The organism is Microvirga massiliensis, assembly GCF_001006805.1.
Taxonomy (GTDB): Bacteria; Pseudomonadota; Alphaproteobacteria; order Rhizobiales; family Beijerinckiaceae; genus Microvirga; species Microvirga massiliensis.
In genome coordinates this window covers 258,382-279,457 of record NZ_LN811356.1, presented here as the reverse complement: position 1 = coordinate 279,457, position 21,076 = coordinate 258,382, and the positions used below count along the sequence as shown (strand labels likewise).

Here is a 21,076-nt window from a genome sequence, read left to right as displayed (position 1 = left end):
CCGTCAGTTCGGAAGCGCGAAGACGGTGAGCTGTCCGCCGAGAGCCGTGTAGTTGCTCAGGGCCGAATAGCCGCCGACTGCGCCAAGACCGGCTTGCGGATCCGTGAGCCCGGCTGCGAGACCGATGCCGGCCCAACCGCCCACGCCCGAGAGCACTGCGACATATTGCTTGCCCTTATGGGTGTAGGTCATGACGTTGCCGATGATGCCCGACGGGGTCTTGAACTTATAGAGTTCTTTGCCCGTCTTGGCGTCGACCGCCTTGAGATAGCCTTCGAGCGTTCCGTAGAAGACTACATCGCCAGCCGTCGCAAGAGCCCCGGACCACACCGAGAACTGCTCGGGAAGCGACCAGACGATCTTTCCGGTACGGGCATCCCACGCGATGAAGTTGCCCATGCCGCCATGGCTGCCCGGCGCCGGATACATCGACAGCGTTGCACCGACATAGGGCTGTCCGGGAGTGTAGCTCACCCGGAACGGCTCATAGTCCATACAAACGTGGTTCGTCGGCACGTAGAACAGGCCGGTCTTCGGAGAGAAGCTGGAGGGTTGCTGGTCCTTCGTCCCGAGCGCTGCCGGGCAGACGCCCTTCGTATTCACGTCCTCGCCGTTCTTCTCCGTGGAGTACTGGGCAACCACCTGCGGACGTCCGTAGGTCTTGCTGTTCTTGTCCATGTCGACCTTGGTGGCCCAGTTCACTGCCGGATCGAACTTCTCGGCGACCAGCAATTCGCCGTTGGTGCGATCCATGGTGTACGCGAAGCCATTGCGATCGTGATGGACGAGCAGCTTGCGCGGCTGGCCGTTGATCTCCTGGTCGACCAGGACCATCTCGTTCACGCCGTCATAGTCCCACTCATCATGTGGGGTCATCTGGTAGGCCCACTTCGCCATGCCGGTATCGACGTCGCGGGAGAAGATGGTCATCGACCACTTGTTGTCGCCCGGACGCTGTTTTGGGTTCCAGGTGGACGGATTGCCGGTCCCATAGAAGAAGGCATTTAGCTGCGGATCATAGGAGAACCAGCCCCAGGTGCAGCCACCACCGGTCTTCCACTGATCGCCTTCCCAGGTCTTCAGGCTGGAATCCTTTCCGACCGGCTTGCCGAGTTCAGTAGTCTTCTCGGGATCGACAAGGATCTCGTTATCCGGTCCCGTCGAATAGGCGCGCCAGACTTGCTTGCCCGTGTTCATGTCGTAGGCCGTCACGTGGCAGCGCGCGCCGTACTCGCCGCCCGAGATCCCGACGATGACCTTGTCCTTCACCGGAAGCACGGTTGCGGTATTGGTCTCGCCCTTCTTGGGATCGCCGTTCACGACGTTCCAGAGGACCTTGCCGGTCTTCGCGTCGAGCGCCACCAGAGTGGTGTCGGCCTGATGGAGGAAGATTTTGCCGTCGGCATAGGCCAAGCCGCGATAGACGGTGTCGCAGCACATGACCGGGATCACGTTCGGATCCTGCTTCGGCTCATACTTCCAGATGATCTTGCCGTCGTTGTTGAGATCGAGCGCGTAGACGATGTTCGGGAACGGCGTATGAACATACATCACGTCGCCGATGACAAGAGGAGAGCCCTCGTGTCCACGCAACACGCCGGTTGAAAAGGTCCACGCGACCTGCAGCTTGCCTACGTTGTCGGCTTTGATCTGGTCGAGTTTCGAGTATCGCGTATTGGCATAGTCGCCGGTCTGTATGACCCATTGATTTGGGTCTTGGATGAGCTTCTGCAGCTCATCATTGGCCAGTGCCGGCGTAACCCCGGCAACTGCCGCCAACCCGAAAGCTAAACCTATCGCTCTCATCTATTCCTCCCGCAAGGGGTCCGCCAGCCGCACGCACGGCGGCGGAATCTGCCCGCACTTCACGAAAAGGGGAGTTTGAGAGCCTCGACAGCGTGTCACGACCGGCGGCAACGCCCCGACTTGTGGCTGGAGAGAGCCGCCAAGTCTGCGATCCGGCGCCGCTTTCCCCAAACGGTGCCGTTGAAGCCGAAGCTTAAGAGCACTCTAAGTTATAATGTTGGGCGGGGCAATACTCCGCAGCGGCCAAAAGACGGTACCCACGCTGACGTTTAGGCGCAGTTTTTGCTGCATTGCAGCAAATCGAGAACTACTGAGCCAGGAGTTCGCAGACACCGATGCAAACACTCACTCCCATTCAAGCTCGTGGTACGCAGCCGTCGCATTGCGCGCATTGAATTCATCAAAGAGCAACCAGGAATTCGCCTCAGATCGGGCCGCCTGCTCGGCTGCTTCGCGCAAGCTGTGTCCGCCGCGGATCAGGGTCCTGACATCCGATCCCAACCGCCCGAGATAGCGTTCGATCGGGACGGCGGCATCGGGCCAAGCGGCGGCTGCTGGGCCGTGCCCAGGCACGACTCGTCCGACCTGGCGTTCTTCCAGAGTGTGCAGCGTCGCAATCCAGCCTGTGAGCTTTCCGTCGAGCGCCGGCACGTGGCTTACGAAGAGCAGATCGCCTAGGAACCAAGTGCCGCTTGCACGATCGAGGACCGTGAGATCGGTGTTCGTGTGCGATGTAGGCCAAGCTTCGAGTCGCAGGACACGATCTCCGAGGTCGAGATCGAGAGTCCCGTCGACGAGAACCGTAGGCACAACGATCTTCGTGCCTTCGAAGGACTCACCGACGAGTTCACGATTCGATCTAAGGTACTGTTCCTCTCTCGCGCTGAGCGCCTGCGGAAGATTGTGGTGCCCGACGAAAACGGCGCCAGTCACTTCGAAAGCCGCGTTGCCCAATACATGATCCGGATGGAAGTGCGTGTTGATCACGTAGCGGATCGGTAATTTCGTCCGTGCCCGGACGGCTGCGAGGAGGCGCTGTCCGGCCGCCAGAGAACCACCCGTGTCGATCACTGCGACAGCATCGCGCCCGATCACGAAACCGACATTTGCGATCGCGCCGCGGTTCGAGGAATCGGCGAGCGCGATCGGCGCCTCGAAAACGAAGGCACCCGGCGCAACTTCCTCAACCGGCAGGGGCTCGGGCTGTGCGAGGGCCGGCCACGAGGTAATGGCCAGCGCTATGACGCCGAAGAATCGCGAGAGCAGGAGGAGATATGATTGGATCATAGAGAGACCGTGAGCGGATAGCGTGACGCCAAGTCGGCACGCATCGAATCGAGCCATTGTGCGTTGCGCGCGACGCGCTGCTCGCGCAGGCGAACCTCGGCGAGCAGACTCGCGGGCCGAGCGGTCAGCAGGATCAGCCGGTCTGCGAACATCAGTGCCTCGCGCATGTTGTGCGTCACCATGAGCACCGTCAGCCGCCGTGTCGTCACGACGTCGAAAACGACCTTTCGGAGTTCAGTGGCGGCACGGTCATCGAGCGAGACGAACGGCTCATCGAGGACCAGCAATGTCGGCTCGATCGCTAATGCCCGGGCAAGCGCGACCCGGCGGGCCATGCCACCGGAAAGTTCACCCGGGTACCGCCTTCGCCACTCGGCGAGCCCGAGATCCGCTAAAAGAGTGTCGAGGGGCAGGCTTCGCCTCGCCCGCGGCAGCGCGAGGCGCACGTTGTCTTCGACGGACCGCCATGGAAGGAGCCGCGGCTCCTGGAAAACTATTCCGATCCGAATGGATCCGGGATCCGGAGAGATGCGCCCTTCGAAATCCCTGTCCAATCCGGTGAGGATCCGCAGGATCGTCGTCTTGCCGGTGCCGGACGGGCCGATGAGGCATACGGTTTCTGCCTCATCGATCTTGACATGAAAGTCGCGCACCGCCTCCACGGGCCTGAGGCGGTGCCGGTAGACCTTGTGTTCGATATCAAGCCGGATCGGGAACGATGCGCCAGCGCCGGGCATGCCACTCCAGAGGTTGAAGAAGTGCGAAGTCGATGAGGAGCACGACTGTGCTGAAGACGAGGCTATAGCCGAGCAGAGCCCTCACGTCGAAAAGCTGGAAATAATAGGAAATCGCAAATCCGACCCCATCAGGCCGGCCCAGCAACTCCACGACGAGAACGATCTTCCAGACGAGCGCGAGGCCCGACCGCGCTGCCGCGACGACATAGGGCTCGAGCTGCGGGAACAGGACGTGCAGCAACCAGGTTCGCCGGTCGAAGCGGAACGCGCGCCGCATCTCCTCGAGTTGCGGATCGATGGAACGGGCTCCCTCCCGCATGATGACGGCTACGTTGGGAGCCTTGTTCAGGGTGACGGCAGCGATGGCGGCCGCCTCGGTCAGGCCGAGCCACACATAGCACAGCACCGTGATGATCAGCGCCGGTGTATTGAGGAGCACGAGGAGCCAGGAATCGGCGAGGCGATCTACGACCGGCAGCCGGCCGAGGACGACTCCGAGTCCCACGCCGAACACCATGGCCAGGGAGAACGCGATCGCGACCCGCCTGAGCGTGGCCCAGAGATGCATCGGCAATTCTCCCGACGCCGTCTCGCTCAGAATGAAGGAGAAAACATTGGCCGGAGGAGGGAGCGCCGCACTGTTCGCCAGAACCGAGGCAACCTGCCAGATCAGGAGAAGGACGGCGAGCGAGACTAGGCGCGCAGAGACTTCGGTGCGCATGCGGTTCCTCAGATCGGCGTCCGCTTGTCGCCCCAGTAAAGGCCAGGCGGAAGGCTCGTAGCGGACCCGACCAGCCTCTCTCCACCCAATCTTGCGAGAACCGCGTAGAGCCGCTCGGCATTCTCACGCTCCTCGGCAACGGGCCGGCTTGGCACGCCCTCGAGAAAGTATCGCTTCAAGGTCCGATAGGTCGAATCGTCCGGCGCCTCCATGAGTGGGCGGACGACAGTCCAGGCATCTTCGGATGTCGCAAGGAGGCGCTTGGCCTCCGAGGAAGCCCGAGCGAATGCATCGAGGACTCCGGGCCCTCGCTCCAGAATGGACTCATCGAAAATGTAGCCGATGAGGGCGATATCGCCTTCGACGCCGAAGGAACGGGCAATGTCTCCGGCTTCGATCAGCCGCCGGAAGCCCTTGGCCTCCAGGCGGGCGCAGAAGTTCCAGTAGAGCAGCGCCGCATCGAGTTCGCCCGTCTCGAGCTTGTGTGTTAGAAGGGGCGGCGCGCCATAGGAGGGAGCAGCCCCCGTCGCGAGATCCACACCGGTCGTCTGCTGGCAGTGTGCCCGAAGCATGAGCCAGCTCTTGTCGAGCGCTCCGCCCGCGACCCCGATCTTCTTCCGGGGGAGATCCGCAACGCTCCGGATCGGCGAGTCCGCCGGCACCATCACGGCGCCCTCCGTGGCCGAGAAGGGAATGAACTTCACCTTGCGCCCGTCGTTACGGAGCCGGGCCGCCCAGAGGAGATCCGTGACCATGGTGTCCACCTGTCCAGCCTGGAACGCGATCCGGGTCGCATCGTTGTTAGCGAGCTTGACCGGATCGAGCCGGACTCCGTTCGCCTCGTCGAGCTTCCCATGGCGGATCGTCTCGACCTCCCAGGATACGGTTCCGAAGGGAAGGGTCGCGACTTTGATGGGCACGAGATCCCTGGCTTTCGCCATAGCCGGCGCCATCGCTACAGCCAGGAGAAGCTCGCGTCTGGATAGCATTCCATACTCCTTTGGGGCTTGAGCCAACTCCTTCCCCACCCTGCGCAATGCGCCTCGCGGGGCAGCGGGCATACCGGAACCGCGTGGGCTTATATCTCGACTACAAAACTGGGATCGAAAGCAGCCGCCGCAACTGGGTTGGCGACGCATCGCGTCCGGCCCCACGAAACGTCATGGGGTGCGTGGAAGTGGCCCGAGATCCAAAGATCCGGCCGGAGGCCGTCGGGCAATTCCTCCAGGAAAGTCGAACAATAGAAGGCCGGGATCCACCAGGGAACGCCCTCCCTGCCCTGATAGGCGTCCACTGGCCCGGGGAGCGGCATATGGTGGGTTACGACCACCAGAGGTCCGGGCCTCGGCCGTTCGAGAGCCGCACGGATCAGGCCGCGATCGCGCCGGTGGGCTGCCATGGCCTCGTGCGGCGACCAGGGCCGGCCATTCTCCGGAGCCATGTCGCCGAGATATTCCCTCGAGCCGGTTTCCGGGTCGGTCACATGGGCGATCGCGGCCTCCAGGGCACCTTCGGGGGTCAAGGGCAAACCTCGTGCGGCCAGGTTCCCGTCGAGCCACCGTCCAGCGAGCGACCAGTCCGTCCAGAGCGTTCCGCCCACGAACGTCGCCGCTCCGACCGAGGTCGCCTGCCCGCTGTGCAGGATTGAAATCGGCTGAAATCCGGCCCTCTCGTTCAGCCGCTGGGCCTCGCTTTTCATGGCGTGAAGGAGATCGGCGGCCGTGCGAGGATCGCTGCGACCCTTCCGGTAGCGGTCATGGTTACCGGGCACGATGATCGTAGGACGGCCGTCCGCGAGCGCCGCAACGGCTCTCACGCCCAGTTCCGGCTCGCCCTCCCAGAGATCCCCTGCGCAGACAAGGACGTCGAACTCTGCGGCTGGGAGAGGGAGTTTCGCGGGTGAGTGCTTTTCGAGGTGAAGATCAGAAAGGACGAAGAGACGCATATGTGCGCCATCACATATCTTTGCGGCAGTGTCGAATTATACTCACAGATGGAGCTGGCCGATTTCTCGCTGGCCTCGCAGGCAGCCTGGAGACTTCCATGCCTCATCTGCTCGCCGTAATGCTCATCTGCGCCTCGACCGTCCCTCACGCCAGTTGTAACCGCGCAAGCGCCACCGACGTCATGGTTCGACGCGCCTCATCCGTATTCGAATGCCTGATGAACGGCCAGACGTTGGTTGCGGGAACCGCTTTCGATGGCATTCTCGGCCAGGGCAATTACCTCAAGATCGTCTGCGAACGCCCGTAGAAGCTGCAATGATCAAAGTTCCTGCCCCAAGGGAACAAGAGGCTGATTTTCGCCAACTCGAATGATGACCGGAAGCAGGGCCTTCCAGTGCAGTGTATCAGGAGGGTCTTCAGCAAATTGCCGTGCGAGGAGGCATCGGGAAGATACGGCTTTATTGTGGGCGCATTGCCGAGCACAGAGTCTCGTGCACGTTGATGACAGCTCTCGCCCGCATTTCCCTATGACAGACTGGGCAAGGCGGAAACGTCCTGCCAAAAACAAAATCGACAGGACGATCGCACCCCCGGCACGCGTAGGAGCCGCCGCTCAAGACTATCTTTACCGAACGGTGGGGGCGCAGCGGTCCTTCGACCCTTTCCGGCAGCAGGGGCAAACCAGTCCGAACGTGACTGGCTGGCTGCTTGAATGAACCGATCTTGCTGCTCGGTTCCAGATAAGCGCGTTCGACTTCGCCGAGATGTTCGAAGCCAATGGTCTTCTGTGCTCCGAACAGTTCCAGACAGGCAATGCCCTCCTCTCTCATCACATCGAGATCCATGCCCCCGTCACACACGAGGCGCGCCACTCTTGCCTGCAAGAAATCCTGCATCTGCTTGAAGTGTTGTGTCAGATGAGGCACGCCTCGTGTCAGAGTCAGGCTGCTTCGACGATGCACAGACGGCAGCGATAGCCTTCTTTCTCATGATACGGCGCATCGATGATCCTATGCACTCGGATGCGGCCGTTGGCAGCGAGGCGCTCCAGCTGCTCGGCATAGCCACTCGCCCACACGTCCTGATGCACGGTAAAGACGAGTGCCGCGCCCGGTTTTGCAACCCGGGCCATCTCGCCCAGCGCCTTGGGGCCGACATGTCCATTGGTGAACACGCCGACGCAGATCACGCCATCGTAACTGTCGGCGTCGATCGCGAGCGGTTGGGTCAGGTCGGCCTCTCCGAGAGTCCGGTAGACACCCTTTTGAGCCGCCTTGGAGAGCATCTCCCTCGAGATATCCACGCCGTCGATGACGGCTTCGGTTCGCCGCGCCAGTTCTGAGCCTGCCAGTCCTGTTCCGCAGCCAGCGTCGAGTACGACGGCGTTCTCGGGCAGCAGCGAAGCCAATGTCTCGGCCGCAATCGCCGGGCCGACATAGCCCATATCCTCGAGCGTATCCCTTTCATAGGTCGCAGCCCAGGTTTCGTAGACCTCGCGGCATTCGTCCGCGCCTCCCTTCATGCTATAGATACGGCGCAGAATCGGGTTCGCTGCGTCCATGGACCTCGCTTGCCTCCTTGCTGATCTTGGGGATAAGGCCGGCAAGGTAACTGCCGAAGCCTGCGGATGCAAATTCGCTTCGGCATTCGCTGCTGCGTTGGATCGATTCTGACGGAGTCGTCGAGGTGCAGGAATCGCTGCATGAGGGGAAAGGAAACGGCCGCGGCAAGTGATAGTCTTTGCTACCGGATGCCACGCTGGTCCTGAACTTTCAAAGTACCCGTAGCGACAATCGCGGGGAGATCCCTCTGGACGCCTTGCACTCATGCGGAGCGCATCTCCTGCGTGCAAGGCGCCAATGGAACACCTTGGACGATCTTTATCGAAAAACCCGATTGTGAGACGCGCGCCGATATCCGCGCTGATACTTCAGGATGCGGCAGTCGCGACCTCGAGTGACTATCGCCACTGGGTCAATGTCGGTCGGATGCACCTGTCGCACACGATGATGCCCATTCCGGTGGGCCGCTCAACAATGGTGTGGCGTCGGCCGCGGTACTGGCGGACACGTGCATGGAAGGCTGGTGGCCGGCCACAGCGTGGATGGTCGTGGGCAAGACCGCGGGCACGGCCTTTGCCAAGGCACGGGGCCTAAACGCCCTCTTCATCATGCGCTCCGGAAGAGGCATGGTGCAGTGCCTCGCCGGACTGGTGTTTGCTTCGGGCTCCTGGCGGGAATCGTGGGCCCTTGCCCCGCGAGGTGGCGGCGACGGGCGCTCGGGCCCGCCCTGGATGGGCCTATTAGGTAGGTGATCTCGTCGCATCTCTCGAAGCGCCGCCCCGGCGGGGCGAGTGCCCGCGCGATCGACGGCGGCTCCGCATCTGCAGCGGATTGCGTCAGGCCGCCAAATGGGAGACCACGGAAGCACGCACCGAGCGGAGGTGCCGGCGCGATCGATTCTGACAGCACGCAAGGAGGCCCCGATGACGACAATCGCCCTCGTCTCCATCCTCGGCCCGGACCGGATCGGTCTGGTGGCGGCCGTTGCCGATCACCTTTATGCCGCCGGCATCAATCTCCGGGATGTCTCCTTCGCGGCGCTCGGGACGGGCGCAGAGTTCATCGCGGTCTGCGAATTGCCGGACGATGTCTCCACGAACACGCTCGAGCAAGAGCTCAGCGGGTTGCCCGACCTCGACGGGTCGCAGGTTCGCGTCGTTCCCTACGAGTTCGACCCCAATCCGGCCCTGACGAGCCGCGTGACGCACCGCATCACGATCAGTGGGGGCGACCAACTCGGCCTCGTTGCCCGCCTGGCAGAAATTTTCCGGCAGTATCGGGCCAACATCGTACGGCTTGAGGCTCGCAAACTTTCCGACACGGAAGGCGGGCGTTACGAGACGCGGTTCGCCGTGTCGATCGCTCCCGAGGATGCGGCCCTCTGTCTAGCAGCCGTCTCGAACACGGCAGGAACTCTGGGCTTGGCCTCTGAGATCCAGGAGACTGAGCTTTGACCGGCGTCCACGCCACCTGAGGCGCGTCGAGATTGCAGCCATTCGATGCTAGAAGCCCCCTGCACCGGATCCTGGTTGCCTGCCCGGAGGAGACCCCGGTCTGCCTCGTCCCGCTCTCTGACGGAACAGTGCCCGGGGAGCATTCACCCGCACGCTCTCCTGTGGCATTGGTGAGATCGCTCACGCCTGCCTGGTTCGGAAGGCAGGAGCGGGCGAGCCGGACTGTGATTGTTTGGACCTGCTCGGAGACATCGAGTTGTGCCCGTCTACCCGGATGGACATGTGGCGATGGACGGCCTCCGCACATCGGAAAGGTGAAGCACGATGACGGCCAAGCGTGAAGAGACCTTGAGCGAGCCGGGAATTCTCGAGCGCCTTCAGCGTGATCTACCGCGCTGGAAGCTGGAGGACGGCTGGATCAAGCGAACGTTCAAGACCAACAGCTGGAAGGGGACGCTCATGGTGGTGAATGCCGTCGGCCATCTCGCGGAGGCGGCCTGGCATCATCCCGACCTCACGGTGTCCTACGCCTGGGTGGAGGTCCGCCTCATAACCCATACCGCGAAGGGCATCACGGAAAAGGATCTGGCGCTCGCGGCGAAAATCGAGGAAGTCATTTCCTGGCAACCCGACAGCACGAGCGCGCTCGAGGGCACGCCATCCGATCCACGCTTCGCCTATATCAAGTATGATCGCTGACGCCGACGGGTTGGTATAGACGTGAACCCGCGAAGCGCCGCTCGGCCCGATCACGAGCGCCGGTCACGTCCGGCGCTCGGCTGCGATTCATCAAGTCTCCGGACGAACTGCACGTTCGAGGCGCCCCATTGAATTCTTTGAGGCGCCCCCTTGGACCCTTCGCTTTGCGCTGGCGGGGAGATCTTCTCTCTCGTCCTTTCGCGGCCCCTGTCATTGTGCTCGTCCTGGGCCTCGTCTTCACTCTTGCAGCGACTACCCAGCTGCAGCGGATCATCGCGGCCAATGAGCTCGAGCGGTTCAATTCCGCGGTCCGAATGCGGCTCGCGGATATCGAGAACCACATCGAAAAACATATCGCTTTGCTGCGGGGGGCGGCAGGCCTCTTCGCCGCGAGCGAGTTCGTGACGCGCAGCGAATTCGCAGTCTATGTGGAGCGCCTGCGACTTCGTGAGCTCTATCCGGGTGTCCAGGGGCTCGGCTTTACGCGCCGGGTCGAAGCCGGCTCGCTCGACGAATTTCTGGCTCTGGCCCGGGAGCAGATCGGAGCCGACTTCCAACTCTGGCCCAATCAACCGCGACCCGAGTATCATTCAATAATCTATCTCGAGCCGCTCGATCTACGGAACCAAGCGGCGATCGGCTATGACATGTTTACCGAGCCGAACCGGCGCGAAGCCATGGAGCGGGCGCGCGACACGGGCCGGCATGCGATGTCGCGGAGAGTCGAGCTCGTTCAGGAGATCGATCAGCAGAAGCAACCGGGTTTCCTGATCTATCTGCCGGTCTATGACGGTGGAAATACGCCGAAAACTCTCGAAGCGCGCAGGGCGCAGCTTCTGGGCTTCGCCTACAGCCCCTACCGGGCTGGCGACCTCTTCAATGCAGTTTTCGGTGACTACCTGCACGATCTCGAGATCGCGGTTTATGACGGCGCCCCCTCACCGGAGACCCTGCTTTACCGGTCACAGGACAGCAGCGCCGATTCGGCGCACGTTCCATTGCTGTCGACCTCCAGATCTCTCGAGATTGGTGGACGCACATGGACGGTCGATCTTGCCTCGCGACGAGCCTTCGAGCGCGGTTCAGGTCGGGAGTTGATCCCGTTCGTCGTCACCGGCGGTCTCCTTGCAACTCTCCTGTTGGCCGGCCTCGCCTGGTCGCAAGCGGGTGCAACGCAAGCCGCGCTGAAAGCCCGGGAAGAGCTGCGAGACCTCAATGCGACCCTGGAATACCGCATCGCCGAGGCGATACGAGTCGAGCACGAGCGCGCGGAAACGCTGCGCCAGGTCGAGGAGCAACTGCGCCAATCCCAGAAGATGGAAGCCGTGGGCCAACTCACCGGAGGAGTGGCCCATGACTTCAACAATCTGCTCACCGTCATCACCGGCAACCTGGAACTGCTGAAGCGCAGGCTTGCCGATACGGCCGATGCTCGATCGCAGCGCAACATCGACAGCGCCATGGACGGAGCAAAACGAGCCGCGCTGCTGACGCATCGGCTGCTCGCCTTCGCGCGTCAATCGCCGCTCGCGCCGGAAGCAGTCGACGTCAACAAATTGGTCGGCGGAATGTCCGACCTGCTGCACAGGACCTTGGGAGAGCATGTCGCCATCGACACCGTGCTCGGAAGCGACCTGTGGCATGCGGAGGCCGATCCGAACCAACTCGAGAATGCGATCCTGAACCTCGCGGTCAATGCACGGGACGCGATGCCGGAGGGAGGCAGACTGACGATCGAGACGGCCAATGCCTCCATCGACGAAAGCCATCCGATGTCCCATCGCGACGAGGTCAAGCCTGGCGACTACGTCGCGCTATGCGTGTCCGACACGGGAGTAGGAATGTCTCAGGACGTCATGGCCCGCGTCTTCGAGCCATTCTTCACCACCAAGCCCGTCGGCAAGGGCACTGGATTAGGCCTGGCGCAGGTCTACGGGTTCATGCACCAGTCGGGCGGTCACGTCACGATTTCGTCGAAGGTCGGCCATGGCACGACCGTGAAGCTCTACCTTCCAAGAACGGCTGCGAGTCGGGCGCTTGCCAAGCCAAGCCACGCAGCCGCATTCGAGGCTGCGGCAGTTCCCGCGTCGGGTGAAACGATCCTCGTCATCGAGGACGAACTCCGGGTGCGGCAGTTCTCAGTTTCGGCTCTGGAAGGAGCCGGTTACAGCGTGCTCGAGGCAGCGGACGGACCAACCGGCCTCGCCCTTCTGGATCTGCACCCGGAGGTTGCGCTCCTGTTCACGGACGTGGTGCTCCCTGGTCCGCTGAACGGGCGCAAGGTCGCCGAGGAGGCTTGCAGGCGGCGACCGGAGATCAAAGTGCTGTTCACGACGGGCTACGCCCGCGACGCGATCATTCACCACGGGCGGCTGGACGAGGACGTCAATCTCCTAGTCAAGCCTTTCACGGCCGCTGCGCTCGTGGAGAAGGTTAAGGGCCTGATTGGAAGCGCGGAATAGAATGTAGAGCACCCGCGCCAGAGTTCGGGCTGTTCACACGACGCGATCGGGGTTGCTGTAGGAGCGGCAGTTTGCGGCTCGTTCGATCATCGCTGGTGGAGCGCTGCCGATAGGCACGATGCCAAATCGTTCCCTGCAAAGGCCGATGAACAAGCGCCCCATCGCTCAAGCGAGAGAAATCGCGCAGGGAGCATCCGGCCCGAGCTGTCGGCGATGCTCCCTGCGCCAGGACTTACCGAAGGCGCTTTGCCTCCCCGATAGCCTGCATGCATCCGGCCTCGTTGCCTTGCTGATGGAGCATGCGAGCCCGCTCGAGAGCGGCCATCATCTGCGGAGAATGGTTTCCGGAAGATGCCCCGCCCTGGCCGGCTGCAGCTGCGGCGGTCTGGCCGCCATGCTGCTGAGACACGGCGTCCTGTCCGGACATGGCAATGTTCGCATCCCCACCACCTGACTGTGTCGAGAGCGGCATGGTCGAGCCATCCTTGGAGATACCTTGGCCTTGGGCAGAAGCGCTCTGGCTGCCTGAGCCGCTCGTGCCCATGGCACCCGTCGTGGATGATCCGGACTGAAGAGGAGCAAGGCTCCCATCCTTGGAAATTCCAGGATGCCCACCAGGGGCGGCTGTTGTGATACCTGAAGCATGGCTTCCTGAAGCGTGGCTTCCGGAACTCGGCTGGCTCGAGCCTTGGCCCGCTGCGGCCGCGGCAGTCTTGCCGCCCTGCTGTTGAGATTGGACGTCCTGATTGGATGTGGCGATGTTCGCATTCCCACCACCCTGCTGGCTGGCCAGCGGCATGGTCGAACCGTCTTTCGAGACACTGTGCCCGGCCGCAGAGGCGCCCTGACCGCCTGAGTTGCTGCTCATGCTACTTGCCGCAGCCGTGGAAGGTCCGGATTGGAGGGGAGCAAGACTTCCATCCTTGGAAATCCCGGGGTGCCCACCGGAAGATCCGGATACCGAGCCCGTGGTAGTGCCGGGAGACAATTGTGCAATCTCACCGGCGCAATCAGCGAGGGCTCCGCCAGCCGTCAATGCGAAGAGCGCAACGCCTGCGAGAAGAATCGAGGAGCGTTTCATGCAAGGGAATCCTTTTCTGACTGCCCTGCGAGAGAACGTCGCTTCGAAAAACCTGTTCCCTTGGAGGTGCGTCCATTCCGAAACGGCGTCCGGGTTCTGCCGGGGCAAGAGAATCCGCGCTTCTAAGCCGGCTATCTCCAGGATGGAATCGACACGGCGGGCGGCCCTCAACTTACGATTCTGCCTGGAACCTCATCGATGCCGCCCTCATAGGAGGCGGCGCGATATGGCTCAGCTGGGTGGACACACCCGGCGAAGGGAACTAACAACAGGCCTTGGACCCTGACCTGGCGCGTTCACGCGCGCATTCAGCTGCGGTTCGCCATCACCAACAATTCGAGGATGAAAGATGCAGACACGTGCAGCCGTGGCCTGGAAGGCAGGCGAGCCCCTGACGATCGAAACGATCGAACTCGAAGGCCCGAAGGTCGGCGAGGTGCTCGTCGAGATCATGGCGACGGGTGTCTGCCATACGGATGCCTACACGCTCTCGGGTGCCGATCCGGAAGGTTTGTTCCCTGCGATCCTCGGCCACGAAGGCGCCGGCATCGTGCGCGAGGTCGGACCGGGCGTGACGACCCTCAAGCCCAGCGACCACGTGATCCCGCTCTACACGCCGGAATGCCGCAACTGCAAAACCTGCCTCTCGCGGCGTTCCAATCTCTGCACCGCCATTCGGACAACCCAAGGCAAGGGCGTGATGCCGGACGGCACCAGCCGGTTCCGCTGCGATGACGCGCAGGTGTTCCACTATATGGGCTGCTCGACCTTCGCGAATTTCACCGTGCTGCCGGAGATTGCGCTCGCCAAGATTCGCGAGGACGCCCCGTTCGACAAGATCTGCTACATCGGCTGCGGAGTCACAACCGGCATCGGCGCCGTGCTCTACACCGCGAAGGTGTGGCCCGGCGCCAATGTCGCCGTCTTCGGCCTCGGCGGCATCGGGCTCAACGTCATCCAGGGCGCCCGCATGGTCGGCGCCGACAAGATCATCGGAATCGATCTCAATCCCGCCAAGCGGGCCATGGCCGAGAAATTCGGCATGACGCATTTCGTCAACCCGGCCGAGGTCGGCCACGACAAGGTCGTGCAGGCGATCGTCGACCTCACGGGCGGCGGTGCCGATTTCTCCTTCGATGCCACCGGCAACGTGAACGTTATGCGGCAGGCTCTCGAATGCTGCCATCGCGGCTGGGGCGAGAGCATCATCATCGGCGTGGCCGAGGCCGGCAAGGAGATTGCGACGCGTCCATTCCAGCTCGTCACCGGGCGCGTGTGGAAGGGAACAGCCTTCGGCGGGGCCAGAGGCCGGACCGACGTGCCGAAGATCGTCGACTGGTACATGGAGGGAAAGATCAACATCGATGATCTGATCACCCACACGATGCCGCTCGAGGAGATCAACACGGCCTTCGATCTCATGCACGAGGGCAAGTCGATCCGTTCCGTGATCATGTACTGAGGAGTGCTCAATGGCTCTCGATGTCGTTTCCCGAGCGCAGTGCTTCGGCGGCACCCAGTTCGTCTATCGCCATGATTCCTCGGAGACGGGAACGCCGATGCGTTTTTCCGCCTTTGTACCTCCGCAGGCAGCGAGCGGCAAAGTGCCCGTCGTGTGGTTCCTCTCCGGGCTCACATGCACGGAGGAGAACTTCACCATCAAGGCGGGTGCGCAACGCGTTGCCGCAGAACTCGGTCTGATGGTGATTGCCCCGGATACGAGCCCGCGTGGCGAGGGTGTCCCCGACGATCCGGAAGGAGCCTATGATTTCGGCCTCGGCGCTGGCTTCTATGTCGACGCGACGCAAAGCCCATGGTCGCGTCACTACCGCATGCAATCCTATATCGAGCGCGAGTTGTCACGCCTCGTCGAGGCGGAACTGCCCGCCGATCCGGCGCGGCAGGGGATTATGGGACACTCTATGGGCGGCCACGGCGCGATCACGATCGCGCTCCGAAATCCCGGACGCTTCGGCGCCGTGTCGGCTTTCGCACCGATCGCCTCGCCCATGAATTGCCCCTGGGGCGAGAAGGCGCTGAGCGGCTATCTCGGCCCGGATCGCGAAGCCTGGCGGAAATTCGATTCCTGCGCCCTGATCGAGGATGGCTACCGTATCCCCGAGCTTCTCGTCGATCAGGGCATGGCCGATCCGTTCCTGACGACGCAGCTCAAGCCCGAGCTCCTGGAAGCGGCCTGCGCTCGCGCCTCGATTCCGCTCTCCCTGCGTCGCCAGGAGGGTTACGACCACTCCTACTTCTTCATCGCGACTTTCATGGAGGATCACCTGCGCTGGCATGCGCAGAGGCTCGGGCGCTGAAGCTCCAAATGCGCTTTGCCGGGCGTGCGAGCGCCCGGCATCGCCATGCATGTTCGAAGCGCCCTGCCTGCTTCACCGCGCGGGCGTAGCAATGGCTGGCGGCCCGCCTTGAAGACATGGGCTCCCCCTCCCGAACCGATATGATCTCGTTGGGGGCGGCCCACGACCGCGCAAGCACCCGCGGCCGGGGCCTGACCACGGCAAAGGGAGTGCTTTCCGAAAGGAAATGGTCTCGCCGTGACTGGCTATGTCCTTACGTGATCGCCCTTGCGCTTTAGTTACCCGGCTCTTTTCGGCTCGACCGACTCCCAGCAGCATGGATTCTCGCGCAGTCGAGGCGGGCGGCGGAAGCGCCGCCCGAGCTCATGGCCCGCCGATCCGGCGCGCAAATCCGACATGGCAGCTGTGCACTCGAGACGGTGAGTCGCGGCACAGAGGGTGATACAGACCACGCCTCACTCTTCTGCTTCGAGGGCCGCCGTGCTCCGCACCAAAGACGACGTGCCCCTGAGGTCGCCTGCCAATACGGCGCCTGCCACGGGGCACCTCGACCGCCCCGTCAAGGGAATCCTGCTCGTCCTGGCCTCCACCGTCTTTCTCGCGGCATCGGACGTGACGGTGAAATATCTGACGGGCACGCTTCCGGTCATCCAGGTCGCTTGGCTGCGCTTCGCCGTTTTCGCGCTCATCATGTTTCTGGCGGCGCTCCGATTCCGCCAGCTCAACCCCTTCACGTCGAAACGGCCGGGCCTGCAGGTCATCCGTGGGCTCGGCCTCGTCGGTTCGGCCATTCTGTTCATCAGCGCGCTGCAGGTTCTGCCTGTCGCCGAAGCCCTTGCGATCACCTTCGTCTCGCCGATCTTCGTGACCGCGCTGTCGATCCCCTTCCTCGGGGAGACGGTCGGCTGGCGCCGCTGGACCGCGGCCGTGATCGGCCTCCTGGGCGTCCTGATCATCGTCCGGCCCGGGACAGGGGCCTTCCATCCCGGCGCGATCCTGCCGATCCTCTCCTCCTTCTGTTGGGCCATTGCTCTCGTGGCCACGCGCCGGACGAGCGCGTTGGATGATGCGAGGACCACGATGACCTATTCGGCTTTGGTGGGCTTCGCCTGCCTGACGCTGCTTGTGCCCTTCTTCTGGAAGACGCCGGGCTGGTGGGAGATTCTCCTCGGCACCTTCGTCGGCGCGTCCTCGACGGCTGGTCACTGGATCGTCGTCATCGCCTTTCGCTACGCCGGCGCATCCGTGCTCGCGCCTTTTGCCTATTCCCAGATCCTCTGGGCGACTCTGCTCGGCTATGTCGTCTTCGGCGCCATTCCGGATCACTGGACCTGGCTAGGGGCCGGCGTGATCATCGCGAGCAGCCTCTACTCGGCCCATCGCGAGCGGCTTCGTGCCCGTCCGGAGCCTCGCTGAAGAGCCGCGGACTCGCTGCCCGGCGTCGCCAAGCAGCGTTGAGCCTTCTATGAGCGGCCGACCGTCGCTGCCGTCTGGCCGAAGAGCACCTTCTTCTCTTCATCTGTCATGGGCTGGCCTGATTGAGGATTGATTTCCTTCGCTCTTGCATAGGCGCGCTCCGTCGCCGGCCGCGCCCTGATGGTCTCGAACCAGCGCTTCAGATGGGGGAACTCGTCCAGATCCTGCCCGTGCGCCTTATGGGGCACGATCCAGGGATAGGAGGCCATGTCAGCGATCGAGTACTCGCCCGCGACGAATTCGCGATCGGCTAGGCGCTTGTCCAGGACGCCATAGAGGCGATTGGTCTCTTTCGTGTAGCGATCAATGGCATAGGGCACCTTCTCGGGCGCATAGATGTTGAAATGGCCGTTCTGGCCCGCCATCGGCCCGAGCCCGCCCATCTGCCAGAACAGCCACTGAAGGACTTCCGCACGGCCACGTATCTCCGATGGAATGAACCGTCCGGTCTTCTCGGCGAGGTAGAGGAGAATCGCGCCCGATTCGAACAGCGACAGGGGAGAGCCACCACCCGGCGGTTCGTGATCCACCATCGCCGGTATGCGGTTGTTCGGCGAGATGCGCAGGAATTCTGGATCGAACTGCTCGCCCTTGCCGATGTTCACGGGAATGATCCGGTATGGAATCCCGGTCTCCTCCAGGAGCATCGTGACCTTGTGGCCGTTCGGTGTGGTCCAGTAGTAGAGATCGATCATGGATCCTCGCAGCGGGTGAACTGGGGAGCGGGTCGGAGACTCGGCCGCACCTTTGCGTCACTGGCCCCTGCCCGGCAAGATGGGGCGAGCCGCTGACCGGCCGCCGAGGGACTTGCCCTCCCCGTGAAGGCGCTCTGATTGGACGTATGCCCGCCGGTCATGCCGTTCCATCGCCTCATGTGTGACGTGGCGCACAAACCTGCCACGCTCTTACCGCCACGGTGAAACTTTCGAGCCAGTCCCGCGTAAATGACACGACCAGATTGGTTAGAACCCAGAGCCGACTATGTCCTCACCCGAATTGCCCAAGATACGCGTCATTGCCGTCCCTATTGCGAGGGTCGTTCTTCTCGGCCAAATCGGGCATCAGCTTCGGTCCTATTACCAGGACCTGATGGAGGAGCCCATTCCGGACCGCCTCGAGCAGTTGGCACGGCGTTTCGCAGAGTCCTGATCAGGCTTCTGAAGGTTCGGGACTGCGCCCGTCCAAATCGGGCACAGTCTTGCTTTCCCGGAGCCCACGCGATCTCACAGCTCTGACAGGGCTATCCTGAGATATTCCAGAAGGACAGGATCTTCGTAATCCTGGATGACCTCCCGAGCGCCGGCTTCTGTCAGCACCGACGCCGGTTGGGTGGTCATGACGCCGAAGGTGAATAGACCAGCTCCAGTCGCCGACCTGACACCGGGCACCGAGTCCTCGAAGGCGACCGCTTCAGGCGCGTCGATACCGAGACGCTCGAGTGCTATCCTGTAAGGCAGCGGGTCCGGCTTGGGACGAGGCGACTCCTCGCCTAGCACGACGGTGGAGAAGCGTTGCTCTAGACCAAGGGCTTCGAGCATGTGCTCGGCGTTTTCGCGCGGAGCATTCGTGACCATCGCCAGGAGCAGGCCCCGGTCGCGGGCCCGGTCGAGCAGTCCGACGAGGCCGCTCAATGGCAGAAGCATGTTGGCCAGATTGCGGAAGAGTTGCTCCTTCTCGCGGGCGAATGCGAGGTGGTGTGCCTCGGGCGAGTCCGGAAACAGGATGCGTCCGATCTCGGCATTCGTCCGACCGGAGATCATCCTGAGGTACTCTTCCTCCGGCATGGCCTGGCCATAGGGTGCGAGTGCCTTCTCGAAGGCGAGGCGGTGGATCGGATCGCTATCGGTCAGCGTCCCGTCCATGTCGAAGATGAGGGCCCTGAGCGAGCCCTTTCGTGGTGCGTTCATGCGGGGATCGATAGCCGAACCTTGCAGGGGAATGAACCCCGAGCCTGCATCGTCCTTGGAGAGACTCCGGCGCGCTGATCGTGCGGGAGTTTTTGCCTTACGCCCTCTCCCTCATTCCGCGCGCCTCGTGGATTGCTTCGCCTCCGGCTCGCAATGACGGAAGTGGGTCCAGCGCTACTCCATATCGGCGGCCGAACCCCTCCATTTCTCACGCCCTCCTCGTCATTGCGAACGAAGTAAAGCAATCCAGGAGCGCATTGATCGAAGGGTAGATTGCTTCGCCTGCGGCTCGCAAAGACGAGGTGGCTCGCTGTTTTGACAATAGATGCTCAAGTGTGGCGCGCAGATGAACGACAGGACTCGTGAACTTGCGCAGCATGTCCCCACACGCGTTGTCGCAACTTCAATTCTGGTCCCGTTATGAACACGACGCGAGGTTCGCCTATCGATATGGTCCTACATCGTTCTGAAAGCTCAGGACGCAAGCCACAGAACTGAACTCGGAGCGATCTTGACTGCGACCGCGTCGCCAACCTCGTGAAGAGTGCTTCCGCTATGGAACGGAATATCGACCAGGATTTCCTTTCCACCGATCTTCACGCCGTAGCGGATGGATGAGCCGAGAAACTCCCGGTTGACGATGGCTCCGGGAATTGCACCGGACTCGTCCTTGGCATGGAGCGAGGCATCCTGCGGGCGGAAGGCGAGCTTCGAACCCGGAGCTGCGTCTGCTCCCGAGTCGACGGGAATCTTCACTCCTCCGGGCGCCTGGAAGACCTTGTCGCATCCGAAGCCGGAGATCTCGCCTTCGAGGATGTTGGCGGTTCCGAGAAAGCCCGCCACGAAGAGATTTGCGGGCCGCTGGTAAAGTTCGATCGGTGTACCGACCTGCTGCACGATGCCATCATTCATCACGGCGATCCGGTCGCAGATCGTATTCGCCTCCTCCTGATCATGCGTGACGAAGATGGTCGTGATCCCGAGTCGCTGCTGCAGTTCGCGGAGCTCGCGGCGAACCTGAACACGCAGCTTCGCATCGAGATTCGACAAGGGCTCGTCGAGAAGCAGCACCTTGGGTCGAACCGCGATCGTCCGCGCCAGAGCGACTCGTTGCTGCTGGCCGCCAGAGAGTTGCGACGGGCGGCGGTCGGAAAGCTGGTCGAGGCCGACGAGGGCAAGCGATTCGGAGACGCGCTGCGCAATCTCCGACCGGGGCAACCGCCGCTCCTCGAGCCCGAAGGCAACATTGCGCCGGACCGTCATGTGAGGCCAGAGGGCGTATGATTGAAAAACCATGCCGACGTCGCGCTTCCACGGCGGGAGTGCGGAAATATCTTCGCCGCTCACCAGAACCCGTCCCGTGTCGGCCTGGTTGAACCCGGCTATGAGACGCAGCAACGTTGTCTTGCCGCAGCCCGACGGGCCCAGGAAGGCAAAGAACTCCCCGGGATGTACTTCGAGATTGATGTCCTTCAGAACGTGTAGGGGTCCATAGGACAGATTCACGTTCTCGACACGGATGCCGGCTCCGCGCGTCGCGAGTCCCGGCATTCTCACCGGTTGGTTCATACCGGCCTCCTCGCTGTCCGGAGGCATGTCGTTACCTTACCTTGCATGTCG

At 62.5% G+C, this 21,076-nt stretch carries 20 protein-coding genes; 8 read left to right on the top strand and 12 right to left on the bottom strand.

Translation table 11 applies throughout. From position 1 onward, the window contains the following. Positions 1-3: 3 nt before the first annotated feature. The 6 genes from xoxF5 to BN1233_RS21700 all read right to left on the bottom strand — a co-directional run bounded on the left by xoxF5 (position 4) and on the right by BN1233_RS21700 (position 6,496). The gene (gene xoxF5 / locus BN1233_RS21725; protein WP_046865692.1) at positions 4-1,806 is read right to left on the bottom strand and encodes a lanthanide-dependent methanol dehydrogenase XoxF5; all 1,803 of its coding nucleotides are present in this window, start codon (positions 1,804-1,806) and stop codon (positions 4-6) included. 345 nt (positions 1,807-2,151) lie between these two features. Further along, complete coding sequence (locus BN1233_RS21720) at positions 2,152-3,093, bottom strand: quinoprotein relay system zinc metallohydrolase 2 (protein WP_046865691.1); 942 nt, start codon at positions 3,091-3,093, stop codon at positions 2,152-2,154. Beyond that, on the bottom strand, positions 3,090-3,830 hold the full coding sequence (locus tag BN1233_RS21715; RefSeq protein WP_046865690.1) for an ABC transporter ATP-binding protein: 741 nt from the start codon (positions 3,828-3,830) through the stop codon (positions 3,090-3,092). Before BN1233_RS21715 ends, BN1233_RS21720 begins: the two co-directional genes overlap by 4 nt. Next, positions 3,793-4,551, bottom strand: coding sequence for an ABC transporter permease (locus BN1233_RS21710; protein ID WP_046865689.1), 759 nt, complete (start codon positions 4,549-4,551; stop codon positions 3,793-3,795). The genes BN1233_RS21715 and BN1233_RS21710 overlap by 38 nt, the downstream gene beginning before the upstream one ends. Positions 4,552-4,559: 8 nt before the next feature. Continuing rightward, the gene (locus BN1233_RS21705; protein WP_046865688.1) at positions 4,560-5,540 is read right to left on the bottom strand and encodes an ABC transporter substrate-binding protein; all 981 of its coding nucleotides are present in this window, start codon (positions 5,538-5,540) and stop codon (positions 4,560-4,562) included. Between the two features lie 89 nt (positions 5,541-5,629). Then, the gene (locus tag BN1233_RS21700; protein ID WP_046865687.1) at positions 5,630-6,496 is read right to left on the bottom strand and encodes a metallophosphoesterase; all 867 of its coding nucleotides are present in this window, start codon (positions 6,494-6,496) and stop codon (positions 5,630-5,632) included. 98 nt (positions 6,497-6,594) lie between these two features. On the opposite strand from BN1233_RS21700, the gene BN1233_RS21695 reads away from it, so the two are divergent. Continuing rightward, entirely contained in the window at positions 6,595-6,804 is a 210-nt protein-coding gene (locus BN1233_RS21695) for a hypothetical protein (RefSeq protein ID WP_046865686.1), read from the top strand. A 151-nt stretch (positions 6,805-6,955) separates the two neighbouring features. Here BN1233_RS21695 and BN1233_RS21690 read toward each other — a convergent pair whose 3' ends face one another. Next, positions 6,956-7,423, bottom strand: a complete 468-nt coding sequence (locus BN1233_RS21690; protein WP_147707415.1) for a DUF421 domain-containing protein — start codon at positions 7,421-7,423, stop codon at positions 6,956-6,958. A gap of 14 nt (positions 7,424-7,437) precedes the next feature. After that, complete coding sequence (locus BN1233_RS21685; RefSeq protein ID WP_046865684.1) at positions 7,438-8,058, bottom strand: class I SAM-dependent DNA methyltransferase; 621 nt, start codon at positions 8,056-8,058, stop codon at positions 7,438-7,440. Between the two features lie 924 nt (positions 8,059-8,982). On the opposite strand from BN1233_RS21685, the gene BN1233_RS21675 reads away from it, so the two are divergent. The 3 genes from BN1233_RS21675 to BN1233_RS21665 all read left to right on the top strand — a co-directional run bounded on the left by BN1233_RS21675 (position 8,983) and on the right by BN1233_RS21665 (position 12,674). After that, a complete protein-coding gene (locus tag BN1233_RS21675) occupies positions 8,983-9,513 on the top strand; it encodes a glycine cleavage system transcriptional repressor (RefSeq protein WP_046865847.1) in 531 nt (176 codons plus the stop codon). A gap of 324 nt (positions 9,514-9,837) precedes the next feature. Continuing rightward, positions 9,838-10,212, top strand: coding sequence for a 4a-hydroxytetrahydrobiopterin dehydratase (locus tag BN1233_RS21670; protein WP_046865683.1), 375 nt, complete (start codon positions 9,838-9,840; stop codon positions 10,210-10,212). Between the two features lie 128 nt (positions 10,213-10,340). Then, positions 10,341-12,674, top strand: a complete 2,334-nt coding sequence (locus BN1233_RS21665) for a CHASE domain-containing protein (protein ID WP_156312698.1) — start codon at positions 10,341-10,343, stop codon at positions 12,672-12,674. Positions 12,675-12,906: 232 nt separating this feature from the next. On the opposite strand, the gene BN1233_RS21660 is transcribed toward BN1233_RS21665, so the two are convergent. Further along, positions 12,907-13,146 carry a hypothetical protein gene (locus BN1233_RS21660; RefSeq protein WP_048708552.1) on the bottom strand — a complete coding sequence of 80 codons (240 nt, stop codon included), beginning with the start codon at positions 13,144-13,146 and terminating at the stop codon, positions 12,907-12,909. A 958-nt stretch (positions 13,147-14,104) separates the two neighbouring features. On the opposite strand from BN1233_RS21660, the gene BN1233_RS21655 reads away from it, so the two are divergent. From BN1233_RS21655 to BN1233_RS21645, 3 genes are all read left to right on the top strand, one after another. After that, positions 14,105-15,217 carry an S-(hydroxymethyl)glutathione dehydrogenase/class III alcohol dehydrogenase gene (locus BN1233_RS21655; protein ID WP_046865681.1) on the top strand — a complete coding sequence of 371 codons (1,113 nt, stop codon included), beginning with the start codon at positions 14,105-14,107 and terminating at the stop codon, positions 15,215-15,217. Positions 15,218-15,227: 10 nt separating this feature from the next. Further along, complete coding sequence (gene fghA, locus BN1233_RS21650; RefSeq protein WP_046865680.1) at positions 15,228-16,073, top strand: S-formylglutathione hydrolase; 846 nt, start codon at positions 15,228-15,230, stop codon at positions 16,071-16,073. Between the two features lie 480 nt (positions 16,074-16,553). After that, positions 16,554-17,489 (top strand): DMT family transporter, encoded by a 936-nt coding sequence (locus BN1233_RS21645; protein WP_425311735.1) that lies wholly within the window; start codon positions 16,554-16,556, stop codon positions 17,487-17,489. Positions 17,490-17,536: 47 nt separating this feature from the next. Here BN1233_RS21645 and BN1233_RS21640 read toward each other — a convergent pair whose 3' ends face one another. Next, a complete protein-coding gene (locus BN1233_RS21640; protein WP_046865679.1) occupies positions 17,537-18,244 on the bottom strand; it encodes a glutathione S-transferase N-terminal domain-containing protein in 708 nt (235 codons plus the stop codon). 286 nt (positions 18,245-18,530) lie between these two features. On the opposite strand from BN1233_RS21640, the gene BN1233_RS48495 reads away from it, so the two are divergent. Continuing rightward, positions 18,531-18,698 (top strand): NepR family anti-sigma factor, encoded by a 168-nt coding sequence (locus tag BN1233_RS48495; protein WP_187144339.1) that lies wholly within the window; start codon positions 18,531-18,533, stop codon positions 18,696-18,698. Between the two features lie 74 nt (positions 18,699-18,772). Here the strand turns inward: BN1233_RS48495 and BN1233_RS21635 are convergent, their stop codons facing one another. Together BN1233_RS21635 and BN1233_RS21630 are read right to left on the bottom strand one after the other, a co-directional pair. Beyond that, on the bottom strand, positions 18,773-19,456 hold the full coding sequence (locus BN1233_RS21635) for an HAD family hydrolase (RefSeq protein ID WP_046865678.1): 684 nt from the start codon (positions 19,454-19,456) through the stop codon (positions 18,773-18,775). A gap of 474 nt (positions 19,457-19,930) precedes the next feature. Beyond that, positions 19,931-21,025 carry an ABC transporter ATP-binding protein gene (locus BN1233_RS21630; protein WP_046865677.1) on the bottom strand — a complete coding sequence of 365 codons (1,095 nt, stop codon included), beginning with the start codon at positions 21,023-21,025 and terminating at the stop codon, positions 19,931-19,933. Positions 21,026-21,076: the final 51 nt, after the last annotated feature.